Source organism: Kitasatospora sp. NPDC059462 (genome assembly GCF_042749955.1).
Lineage (GTDB): Bacteria > Actinomycetota > Actinomycetes > Streptomycetales > Streptomycetaceae > Kitasatospora.
In genome coordinates this window covers 1-10,371 of sequence record NZ_JBHYUU010000240.1, presented here as the reverse complement: position 1 = coordinate 10,371, position 10,371 = coordinate 1, and the positions used below count along the sequence as shown (strand labels likewise).

10 protein-coding genes are annotated in these 10,371 nt (G+C 76.4%); all 10 read right to left on the bottom strand.

All coding sequences use genetic code 11. The annotated features are described in order from the left end of the window. Positions 1-38 precede the first annotated feature (38 nt). The 10 genes from ACFXAM_RS35070 to ACFXAM_RS35025 all read right to left on the bottom strand — a co-directional run bounded on the left by ACFXAM_RS35070 (position 39) and on the right by ACFXAM_RS35025 (position 10,237). Entirely contained in the window at positions 39-695 is a 657-nt protein-coding gene (locus tag ACFXAM_RS35070) for an NADPH-dependent F420 reductase (protein ID WP_380297539.1), read from the bottom strand. A 181-nt stretch (positions 696-876) separates the two neighbouring features. Continuing rightward, positions 877-2,232, bottom strand: coding sequence for an aldehyde dehydrogenase family protein (locus ACFXAM_RS35065; RefSeq protein ID WP_380297538.1), 1,356 nt, complete (start codon positions 2,230-2,232; stop codon positions 877-879). Between the two features lie 49 nt (positions 2,233-2,281). Then, positions 2,282-4,018: an asparagine synthetase B family protein gene (locus ACFXAM_RS35060; RefSeq protein ID WP_380297537.1), complete on the bottom strand. Its 1,737-nt coding sequence runs from the start codon at positions 4,016-4,018 to the stop codon at positions 2,282-2,284. Positions 4,019-4,086: 68 nt separating this feature from the next. Continuing rightward, positions 4,087-4,662: a hypothetical protein gene (locus ACFXAM_RS35055; protein WP_380297535.1), complete on the bottom strand. Its 576-nt coding sequence runs from the start codon at positions 4,660-4,662 to the stop codon at positions 4,087-4,089. A gap of 61 nt (positions 4,663-4,723) precedes the next feature. Beyond that, entirely contained in the window at positions 4,724-5,578 is an 855-nt protein-coding gene (locus ACFXAM_RS35050) for a hypothetical protein (protein WP_380297534.1), read from the bottom strand. 29 nt (positions 5,579-5,607) lie between these two features. Next, positions 5,608-6,780 carry a hypothetical protein gene (locus ACFXAM_RS35045; protein WP_380297532.1) on the bottom strand — a complete coding sequence of 391 codons (1,173 nt, stop codon included), beginning with the start codon at positions 6,778-6,780 and terminating at the stop codon, positions 5,608-5,610. After that, positions 6,777-7,937: a hypothetical protein gene (locus ACFXAM_RS35040; RefSeq protein WP_380297531.1), complete on the bottom strand. Its 1,161-nt coding sequence runs from the start codon at positions 7,935-7,937 to the stop codon at positions 6,777-6,779. Before ACFXAM_RS35040 ends, ACFXAM_RS35045 begins: the two co-directional genes overlap by 4 nt. Next, positions 7,934-8,605, bottom strand: coding sequence for a cupin domain-containing protein (locus ACFXAM_RS35035; RefSeq protein WP_380297530.1), 672 nt, complete (start codon positions 8,603-8,605; stop codon positions 7,934-7,936). The genes ACFXAM_RS35040 and ACFXAM_RS35035 overlap by 4 nt, the downstream gene beginning before the upstream one ends. A 136-nt stretch (positions 8,606-8,741) precedes the next feature. Further along, positions 8,742-9,815 (bottom strand): polyprenyl synthetase family protein, encoded by a 1,074-nt coding sequence (locus ACFXAM_RS35030; protein ID WP_380297528.1) that lies wholly within the window; start codon positions 9,813-9,815, stop codon positions 8,742-8,744. Continuing rightward, positions 9,812-10,237, bottom strand: coding sequence for a hypothetical protein (locus ACFXAM_RS35025; protein WP_380297526.1), 426 nt, complete (start codon positions 10,235-10,237; stop codon positions 9,812-9,814). The genes ACFXAM_RS35030 and ACFXAM_RS35025 overlap by 4 nt, the downstream gene beginning before the upstream one ends. Positions 10,238-10,371: the final 134 nt, after the last annotated feature.

Sequence of the window (10,371 nt, the reverse complement as noted above, 5' to 3'; positions counted from 1 at the left end):
CGTCCCCTCCTCGCAGGGGGCGGGGGCGCCGGCGTCCGCTACCGGGCGCGCTTGAACGCGTAGTTGAAGTCCGTCGTGCCGAAGGCCCCCATCAGGCGGATCCAGAACGGCATCATCATCTCCATCGCCCGGGCACCCGTGATGTCGCCCAGGTCGATCACCCATTCGGCCGGCCAGCCGAAGGTGCCCAGCAGCGCCACCGTGCGGGCCTTGGCGTCCGCGTCGTTCCCGGCCACGAACAGGTTGTGCTCGCCCTCCAGCCGGGCCGGGTCCACCATCAGCGGCGCGGTCAGCGTGTTGAGCGTCTTCACCACCAGCGCCTGCGGGAACTCCCGCTGGATCCGCTCGCCGACGCTGTCGGTGTTCACCGGGTCCAGCGTCAGCTCGCCCTCCGGCGAGAAGACCAGCGGGTTGGAGAGGTCGATCAGCAGCTTGCCCGCCAGGTGCTCCGCCCCGGCCGACCGCAGCGCCTCCACCGCGACCGTCCCCGGGGTGGCGTTCAGCAGCACCTCGCCGAACGCCGCGGCGTCGGCGAAGGTCCCGTGGTGGCCGCCGGCCCCGGCCTGTTCGGCCCAGGCGGCGGCCGCCTCGTTGTCCTTGCTGCGCGAACCGAGCGTCACCTCGTGACCGAGCGCCACCAGCTTGTCCGCGATCGTCCGCGCGACCCCGCCCGTCCCGATGATTCCGTACCGCACCTGCCGTACCCCCTGTCACTCCGACCACTTGCCGCACCGACCCTAGGGCACCGGGGCCCGCCCGTCCGGCGAACCGGTGCGAACGGGTGAACCACCCGGTGGCGGGTGGCGGCCGGGTGGCCGGTTGCCGCCCTTCAGCCGAACGGGTCCGCCGGGGGGGCGACCGACTCGTGCCGCGTGCTCAGAGGCGGGCGGTCACCGTCTTCGGGCGCTGGTACTCGTGCAGGGCCAGGACCGACAGGTCGGTGCCCTGGCCGGAGGCGCCGCGCCCGCCGTGGGGGAGTTCGGCGCTCTGGACGAGGTGGCAGTTGATCCAGGCCTCGCCGGCGTCCAGGCGGGCGGTGAGGTCGAGGGCGGCGGACAGGTCGCCCGTCCAGACACTGGCGCCGAGGGCCTGCGGCACGGCGTTGGCGAGCGCGAGGGCCGCCTCGACGGTCGGGGCGTGCTGGACGGTGAGCAGCGGGCCGAAGACCTCCTCGACCACCGCCGGGTCGTCGTCCGGGAGGTCGGCGAGCAGCCGGGCGGGTCGCCACAGCCCGTCGGCGCGGCCGGGCGCGGGCAGCGAGCGCTTCGCGCCCGAGGCGGCGAGGATCCGGTCGTAGCGGGCGGCCTGGGCGGCGTTGTTGAGCGGGCCGAAGTCCCGGCCGGCCTCGCGTTCGCCGAGCGCGGCGGCCAGCGCCCCGACGGCCCGTTCGTGGTTCTCGGTGAGGGTGATCACCCGGGCGGGCGCGGCGCAGCTCTGCCCGGCGTTGTAGGTGCAGGCGGCGGCGAGCGCGGACCAGGTGTGCGCGGGGGCGTCCGGCAGGACGAGCACGGGGCTGTTGCCGCCGAGTTCCAGGCTGACCCGGCGGTGGCCGGCCCGGGCGGCGATGTCGGCCCCGGCGGCGGCGCTGCCGGTGAAGGCGATGAGGTCGACGTCGGCGGCGACCAGCAGCCGGCCGGTCCCGCGGTCGCCGGGCAGGGCGGTGAGCACGTCCGCGCCCAGCGCCTCGGCGGCGTGGGCGGCGAGCAGGGTGGCCGAGTCGGGGGTGGTCTCGGCGGGCTTGACGACGACCGTGTTCCCGGCGGCGAGCGCCGGGGCGCCGCGCCAGGCGGCCATCAGCAGCGGGTAGTTCCACGGCACGACGGCCGCGACCACGCCGACCGGCTCCCAGCGCACCCAGCTCTCGTGGCCCGGCAGGTAGCGGCCGGCGGCCGGGGCGGTGCCGGTGCGGGCGGCGCCCGCGTAGAACCGGAACAGGTCGGCGACCTCGCGTATCTCGGCGGCGGCCTCCGCCTCGGGCTTCCCGGTGCCGGCCTGCTCCAGCACGGTGTACTCAATGAGGTGACGCTCGATCAGGTCGGCGAGCGCGTCCAGGCGGCGTTCGCGCTCGCGCGGGGTGAGCGCGCGCCAGCGCGGGGCGGCGGCCCGGGCGCGGGCGACGGCCTCGGCGACCTGACCGGCGCGCGCCGGGACGAGCGTGCCCCGGGTGTGGCCGGTGCGCGGGTCGGTCAGGTGGAGCTCGGGCGCTTCGGGGGAATCGGTGGTCGGTGCCATGACGGGGCCTCCCGGGCCGGGGCAGCAGGGGACGGAACGTTCGACGGGGTCACAGGTCGTAGGCGCGCAGCCAGAGTTCGAGGGTGAGCACCAGCCAGAGCTTCCCGCCCTGGCGCGGCAGCAGGGTGCCCTCGCGGCGCATCCAGGTGCGGACGGTGTCCGGGCGGACCAGTCCGCGCTCCCGGGCGGTGCGCCCGAGCAGCAGGTCCCCGGAGAGCTCGCGCAGCGGCCCGTGCAGCCACTGCTGCACCGGCACCCGCATGCCGCTCTTCGGCCGGTCGACGACCGCCGCCGGCAGCAGGTCCCGCACCGCCTCCTTGAGCACCCACTTCTCCACCGTGCCGCGCAGCTTGAGGGTCGGCGGGGTGGCGAAGGCGTGGTCGACGACCTGCCGGTCGAACAGCGGCGAGCGGCCCTGCACCCCGCGCGAGGCGGTGAGCCGTTCGACCTTGGTGAGGATGTGGTGGGCGCCCTTGGTCCGCAGGTTGCAGTGCAGCAGCTGGTTGAGCAGCGCGTGCATCGGCCCGGGCGTCAGGTACGGGGCGACGAAGCGGCGCGGCTGCGGCTGCCCGTCCAGGGCGCGCAGGGCCTCGGCGGTCAGCAGCCGGGGCAGGTCCTCGTAGCACTTGCGGTAGGACCGCAGATAGGCCTCGGCCCGGGCCTCGGGGGACGGGTCGTCCCGGTGCATCTCGTGGACCAGCATCGGCAGGTTCTTCGGCCCGCCGTACACCGGGTCGCCGCCCTCGCCGTTGAGCGAGACGGTGATCCCGTCGGCGGCGACGGCCTCGGCGAGCATCAGGTTGGGGACGGTCAGCGGGTCGCCGACCGGGCTGTCGAGCAGGGCGACGGTGTCGGCGAGCCGGGCGGCGACCTCCTCGCCGGAGACGGTGAGGATCCGGTGCCGGGTGCCGCAGTGGCGGGCGACCAGCCCGGAGTACCCCAGCTCGTTGGGCAGCCGGTCGCCGAAGCTGATCGAGTAGGTGTGCACCGGGTGGTCGTGCAGCCCGGCGGCCAGCGCGGTGACCAGCGAGCTGTCGACGCCGCCGGACAGCAGCACCCCGACCGGCCCGCCGGCCGGCAGCCGCCGCGCGGTGGCCTGTTCGAGCAGCTCGCGCAGCTCCCGCACGTACGTCCCCTCGGGCGGCGCCGCGCCCTCGGGCAGCCGCTCGGCGGGCTCCCAGTACGGTTCCCGGCGGGCGGTGCCGTCGGCGGCGAGGCGCAGCACCCGGCCGGGCAGTGCCTCGTGGACGCCGCGCAGCAGGGTCTCCTCGCCGGGCAGGTAGGCGAAGGTCAGGAAGGAGCGGACGGCGGCCAGGTCGAGGCCGGTGCCGAGCGCGGGCCAGTGGCGCAGGGCGCGCAGCGAGGTGGAGGCGGCCCAGCAGCCGTCGGCCCGGGCGTAGAACAGGGTGCGGGTGCCGGTGTGGTCGCGGACCAGCACGAGGTCGGCGCCGTCGACGACGGCGAGCGCGAACATCCCGTCGGCCCGGCGCAGGCCGTCCGCGCCGAGCCGCAGCCACAGCCGCAGCAGCAGCTCGCCGTCGGGGCAGCCGGCGGGCGCCGGGGAGCCGGCCGCGGCGAGGGCGGCGAGCAGCTCGGGCCGGTTGTGCAGGGTGACCTCGCCGACGGCGGTGGTGCCGTCGACGGTGAACGGGCCGGTGGCGAAGCCGGGTTCGGCGGGGAGCAGGGCGGCCTGCGCGCCGTCGGGCGCGGGGGCGCCGGTGAGCGCGGCGAGGTGGGCGCGGGCCCGGTCGGCGTCGGGTCCGGCGCAGGCGCAGCAGCGGGGCATGGTGGTGCGGTGCCTTTCGTCGAGTGGCGGCCCGGCGGGGCGGGCCGGGGCCGGGAGCCGGCGGCGGCTCAGCCGAAGTCGTCGCCGTCCCAGCCGTCGTCGGAGTCGTTCCAGTCGCCGAAGTCGTCGTCGGCGGCCGGGTCGGCGTGCGTCCCGTCGTGGTCGTCGTCGTCCGTCGACACCTCGCCGCCGCCGTCGCCGCCACCGCCCCCGCCGGAGAGGTCGGAGGACTGCTGCCGGCGGGCCTCCTCGCGCAGCTGTTCCTCCTCCGCCTCCGACAGCTCGGTCGGGGGCAGCTGGGCGGCGGTGATCGCGGCGACGCCGGCCACGCCGAGGGCGCCGACCACCACGCCGAGCCGCCCGCCGAAGGAGCTGCGGTTGAGGGTGACCAGCCCGGCGCCCCACACGGTGCGCCCGTAGCCGATGTCCCGGCCGTACTCGGTCGTGCCGTCCGCGTACCGCCGCTTGACCAGGTCGCGGCCGAGGGGTTCGTCGGTGCCGGAGCGGCCGAGGCTGTCGTGCCAGTGGATCTGCCGGTCGGTGCCGCGCCGGCGCCACTCGCTGCGGCCGTCCTCGTAGCGGCGGTGCACTTGGCCGTCCGCCAGCAGTTCGTCGCGGTAGCCGAGGTGGCGTGCGTTGCTCATGGGTGCGGGGTCCTCACGGATCGGGATGGCCTCACGGATCGGGGCGGGGAGGGGGGCGGGCTCAGCCGGCCGGCCAGCTGAGGAAGCCGCTGCCGCGCGCGGTGCGCACGCGCCGGGTCAGCGGGGTGCGGCGCGGTCCGGGCGTCCCGCCGCCGCGGACCTGGCGGATAACCGTGTGCAGCAGCCGGGCGGGGGAGACGGCGGCCAGCTCGATGGTCCGTCCGCTACCGAGCCAGGCCCGTTCCTCGGGGCGCAGCCCGGCGGGCAGCGCCCCGCGGTAGCCGTGCGGGCCGCGTCCGGAGGTCAGGTGCAGGGTGGTGGCGTGCCGGGGCACCAGGCCCATCGAGCGGACCCGGAGGCCCTGCGGCCCGCCGTGCGCGGCGCCCGGGCCGTACGCCGCCCGGACCTCTTCGTAGCAGGCGAGTCCCGAGGGGCTGGCGTCGTGCAGCACGTGCAGCACGGCGCCCCCGGCCCGTTCGAGGCCCGCCACCAGCCGTTCGTCGAGCGGCAGGTCGCCGGCCGCGACGATCGGGCAGGCGGCCTCCAGGTGCAGGTCGTTGGCGAGCAGCATGGCGGTGATCTCCCGGCTCTGGCAGACCAGCAGCCGGGGCAGCCCGTAGTCGTAGAGGTCGGGCTCCGCGGCGGCGGTCGTCCGGGGGCCGGCCGGGCGGGGCGCGGGCGGCGGCAGCAGACCGGGCAGCCCGGCGCGGCGGGCGGCGAGCGCGGTGGCGAACCGGGCGTAGCGCACGGGCGGTGCCAGCGTGTACGGGATCCGGCGCGGTCCGGCGTGCAGCGGCTGGAGCACCCGGCACAGCTCGTAGTAGAGCTGGCGCTCGGTGTACCGCAGCCCGCCGGGTGCCCCGGCGCGGGCGGCGGCCACGGTCAGCGCGCCGTCCAGCAGCGGACGCAGCGTCATTCGGTTCCTGCCTCTCGTCGTGCCCGCCGTCATGCGGGGCCCTTCCCGAGGTCCGGTCCGCCGGGGCGGCCCCCGTCCCCGGCCGTGCCGTCGGGCCCGGGCTCGGGCCAGGTCATGAAGCCCACGGCGAGGGCCCGGCGGCGGGTCTCGACCGGGCTCTCCGGCCGCCCCGCGGCGGGGGAGCCCGCCGGCCCGGTGCGGCGGGCGGCCGGGTCCCGGGGCGCCGGCGGGGCGGTGATCCGCTCGGCGGCCCGCTCGGCGAGCGCCATCAGCCGCTTGGGCGGCAGCGCGGCCAGCGGGGTCCACCAGCCGTCGGCGAACCAGTCGAGCTGACTGCCGGTCAGCTCCGGGACGGCGTGCTCCAGGCGCAGCAGCGACTCCTCGGAGCGGTGGACGTCGCGCAGCAGGGTGTACCTGTGCTCGTCGACCAGCACGGTGCGCACCGACAGTCCGGCGTCCAGCACCCGCAGCCCGGGGCGGGCGGTGCGCGCCTGGGCGACCAGCCGGTGCCCCTTCGGCGAGGCGTCGTGCAGCACCACCAGCGGCAGGCCCGCCGGCACCGCGCGCAGCTCGTGGACGAGCGGCGCGCGGTGCCGCTCGGGGTAGCGGTTGGCGTGCAGGAACGAGGTGACCGTGCGGTCCGGGCAGAGCAGGACGAACGCCGGGTCGGCGGGCACCGGGCCGGGCCGCACCAGCGCGTCCTCCACCAGGCCGGGCGGCAGCGTGCCGTAGACGTGCCGCCACCGGTCCAGCACGGTGCGGCGGAAGACCTCCTCGGTCCACCGCGAGCTCACCGGCGTGGGCGGCGCGGGGACGTCCGACAGCATCACCTGGCGGATGCCGAGGCCGATCAGCAGCAGCGCGACCAGCACGATCAGCGGGCTGAGGCCGGTGTCGATCGCCGCGACGGCGATGACGAGCCCGATCACGCCGAAGCCGATCCGCCCGGCCGCGCGGGCCTTGTCGCCCCGGAACCGCTGCGGGGGGCGCCCCCGGTGCTGCAGGGCGTAGTTCAACTGCCCGCTGGTGACGGTCAGCCGGCCCTCGTCGGAGAGCTTCGCGGTGACCTTGCGGATCCGCAGGTCGTGCAGGCCGGGGCCGTCCACCTTCGGTTCGAGGGCGAACTCCTTGTGGCAGTAGGAGCACCGGCGCCGGGGGCGCTGACGCTGGAGCAGCGACTTCTCGCAGTGCGGGCAGATCATCGCGGTGCCTCCGGCTCCGGCCAGCTGAGGAATCCGACATCACGCCGTGGCACCCGCTCGGCGAGCGCCCGGGCGGCCGCCCGTTCGGCGAGCGCCATCAGCCGCTTGGGCGGCACGGCGGCCAGCGGGCTCCACAGGCCCGCCTCGAACCAGGTGTACTCCTCGGCGGTCAGCTCCGGCAGCTGCCGCAGCAGCTCCGCCAGGGGCTCGCGCTTCTGGTGGGCGTACATCTGGACGGCGTTCCGCCCCGCGCCGAGGACGGTGCGCGCCGCCAGCCCGGCGTCCACCACCAGGAGCTCCGGCCGCGCGGCGCGGGCCTCGACGACCAGCAGGTGGCCCCGCGGCGAGGCGTCGTGCAGCACGATCACCGGCAGGTCCCGCGGCAGGTCGTCGACGCGGTCGACGACCACGGCCCGGTGGCGTTCGGGGAAGCCGTTGGCGTGCAGGAAGACCCGCACCGTCCATTCCGGGCAGAGCACCGCGAGCGCCGGGGGGCCGTCCCAGACGGCGGGCTCGACGTCGAGCCCGCCGGTCAGACCGGCCGGGAGGCCGCCGTAGACCGCACACCAGGGGAGCACGACCGAGTCGCGGAAGGTCACGGCGGTCCAGCGCCCGTCCTCCTGCAACGGCTCGGTCCACTCCTGCTGTTCGCGTTCCAGGGCCTGTTGCCGGTACTGCCACGCCCGCTCGGCCTGCTGCCACCGGGCTTCGATCCGCCTGCGGAACACCAGCCGCCGCACGGGGTTCACCGCCGCGCAGAACAGGAGGAGGGCGAAGAGGGCGGCCGGGACGGCGAGGACGATCAGGGGCACCAGGGCCACGAAGAAGTAGGCGCCACCCAGCGCGAGGCCGCCGAGGACCAGGGTGACGACCAGCTCGCGGACGTCGACCTCGTCGGGTGCGACGGGCCGGCCCCCCGCCCGCCGGGCGGGCAGGGCCGCCGGGCGTCCGCGCCGCTGGAACGCCCAGCGCAGCTGGTCGACCGTCACCACCAGCCGCCCGTTGTCGCCGAGTTGCTCGACGGCCCGGCGCAGGCGCAGGTCGCTCAGGCCCTGGGTGCTCCTCGGCTCCAGGGCGAACCGTTTCCGGCAGCGCGGGCAGGTCAGGCCGAGACGCTCGCGGTGCCGCAGCTCGGCCGCGCAGTGCGGGCAGGTCATCGCGCGCCGTCCTCCAGCGCCGCCGCCAGCTTGCGCAGCCCGGCCGCCAGCCGCTCCCGCCGCCCGACCCGCCCGATCCGCTGCCCGCGCTCCACCGCCCGCAGCGCCTCGGCGAGTTCGTCCTCCGAGCGGCGCTCGGCCTCGGCCGCGGTGATCGCGTAGTCCTCGTGGTCGATGCCGTAACCGGTGTTGGCGGCCAGGATGTTGAGCGGTTCGCGGCCCCGGTTGGCGAAGGAGTGCGGCATCAGCTCGGGTATCCGGATCAGCAGCCCCGGCGTCAGCGGCACCTCGACCACCCGGCGCCGCTCGGCGTCGTAGAGGCCGCAGGCGGCGTGGCCGAGGCTGAGTACCAGGTGCTCGCCGCCGTGCGCGTGCGGGGTGAAGGCGCTGCGCGGTGCGACGATGCCGAGCTTGTAGGTGGCGTTCGACGGCCGCTCCGGCGAGGTCTTGGCGTCGCCGACCAGGTAGTGGGCGTACTGGCCCCGGTCGATGAAGCGGAGCAACTCCTCACCGGCCGGGCCGTGCGGCGACTGCGGACCCAGCTCCCGGGCGCCGTCGCGGTCCGCGAGCAGGACGCGGCCGTCCGGGCGCAGCCGGTACAGTTCGGCGCCGGCCGGCAACCGCCCGGCGAGTCGTTCGAGTTCCCGCAGACCTGACCGTGCGGACATCGGCCACCCCACCCCCACCTCGACTGTGCGACGTCATCCCCGGTGACGCCGGCCGCCGCGCGGCCGGTTCCCGCCGTCCGGGAGCGCCGTCGCGGATCCTACGCAACCCCGGTGACATCGCCCGGGGCGGAGGGGGTCAACGGCCGCGGGCCACCACGAAGTCCGGCAGCGCGGCGAGGAACGCCAGGGCCTGCGCCGCCTCCTCGTCGGCCGGCTCCGGCGCCCCCGCCAGCACCGCCTCCGCCTCCCGCCCGGCAGCCGCCACCAGCCCGGCCGCCGCCTCCCGGGCGCTCGCCACGCAGTCGTACGCCGCCATCCGGTCGAGCAGCCAGGCCACCTCGGCCGCCGCCCCGGGGCCGCGCTGCGCCCGGGTGAGGCTCAGATGGCGCACCACCCGGGCCCGTTCGGCCGGGGTGGCGCGCTCCAGCAGGTGGATCAGCATGAGGGTGCGCTTGCCCTCCCACAGGTCCCCGGCGATCTCCTTGCCGTACTCCTCGGCCTCCCCGGTCAGGTTGAGCACGTCGTCCTGGATCTGGAAGGCGGCGCCCAGGTACCAGCCGAAGCGGTCCAGCCGGTGCGCGTCGGCGTCCGCGCCGCCGGCGACCAGCAGGCCGGAGCGGCACGGGTAGAGGAAGGTGTACCAGGAGGTCTTCTTCAGGCACATCCGGTAGTAGTCGCTGCTGGTCAGCCCGCAGGCGTTGTCCCGGATCCAGGCGATCTCCAGCGCCTGGCCCTCCAGGGACTGGCGGCACATCAGCTCGGTCTCCTCGAACAGCCGCCAGGCGAGTTCCCCGCCGAGCTCCCGCCGGTTGGCCATCACCCGGCGCAGACCGAGCAGGTTGGTGGCGTTGCCGACGTTCAGCGCCACCTCGACGCCGTACCGGGCGGGCAGGGTGGGCGCGCCGCGGCGCAGCTCGCTGCCGTCCTGGATGTCGTCGTGGACCAGGAAGGCGTTGTGGAACAGCTCCACCGTGACGGCCGGGTTGAGCGCCCGCTCGGTCCGCCCGCCGAATGCCGCGCAGGTGACCAGGCAGAGCGCCGCCCGCAGGCCCTTGCAGGGCCGGGTCGGGTAGTCGGCGGCCAGGTCGTAGAGGTAGGGCGGGCTCTGCCCGGGGATGTGGCGCAGCAGTTCGGCGACGGTCCGCTCGCGGTAGCGGGCCAGGACGCGTTCGACCAGCGGCCCGCCGAGGGCGGGGGCCGGGGCCGTCACCCCTGCGGCCGGTGGCCGGGTTCGGCGCCGTCGTCCGGCCGGGCGTCGCGCTGCGGTCCGAACGCGTCCTTCAGGGGGCGGTTGGCGAGGCCGGGGGCGAGCGAGCCGAGGCGGAGCAGCAGGTCGAGGACGTCGTGGGCGTCGGCGGTCAGCCGCCGGGCGTGCTCGGAGACCTCGCCGGTGGTGCCGGCGAGGACCCGCTCGCCGACCGCGTCGATCAGCTGGTGGGTGTTGTCGGAGACCCGGCGCACCAGCCGGTCGAACTCCTCCTGGTCGACCCGGTGCTCGGTGGTCAGCCGCTGCGCCGCGGCCCCGGCGTCGGCGAGTCCGGCGGCCAGTTCGCGCTCCAGGACGGCGGCCGCCTCCATCACCGCGCGCGAGCCCTGCTCGCCCGACTCGCTGAACCGACCGGCGTCGGGCATGGCTGACCTCCTGGTGGGCGTCCCGGACGGGCCGGGCACGGCGGGCCGCTCCGGCGCCGGGAGGGGCGCCGCCTCGATCGCCGATGGTACACGGCCGTGTGCGGAGCGTGTCCACGTGGCGCGGGGGTGGTGAC

Excerpts from the sequence above, each read along its gene's own strand:
- ACFXAM_RS35065 (WP_380297538.1), bottom strand. The coding sequence starts at position 2,232 with ATGGCACCGACCACCGATTCCCCCGAAGCGCCCGAGCTCCACCTGACC.
- ACFXAM_RS35060 (WP_380297537.1), bottom strand. The coding sequence starts at position 4,018 with ATGCCCCGCTGCTGCGCCTGCGCCGGACCCGACGCCGACCGGGCCCGC.
- ACFXAM_RS35055 (WP_380297535.1), bottom strand. The coding sequence starts at position 4,662 with ATGAGCAACGCACGCCACCTCGGCTACCGCGACGAACTGCTGGCGGAC.
- ACFXAM_RS35050 (WP_380297534.1), bottom strand. The coding sequence starts at position 5,578 with ATGACGCTGCGTCCGCTGCTGGACGGCGCGCTGACCGTGGCCGCCGCC.
- ACFXAM_RS35045 (WP_380297532.1), bottom strand. The coding sequence starts at position 6,780 with ATGATCTGCCCGCACTGCGAGAAGTCGCTGCTCCAGCGTCAGCGCCCC.
- ACFXAM_RS35040 (WP_380297531.1), bottom strand. The coding sequence starts at position 7,937 with ATGACCTGCCCGCACTGCGCGGCCGAGCTGCGGCACCGCGAGCGTCTC.
- ACFXAM_RS35035 (WP_380297530.1), bottom strand. The coding sequence starts at position 8,605 with ATGTCCGCACGGTCAGGTCTGCGGGAACTCGAACGACTCGCCGGGCGG.
- ACFXAM_RS35025 (WP_380297526.1), bottom strand. The coding sequence starts at position 10,237 with ATGCCCGACGCCGGTCGGTTCAGCGAGTCGGGCGAGCAGGGCTCGCGC.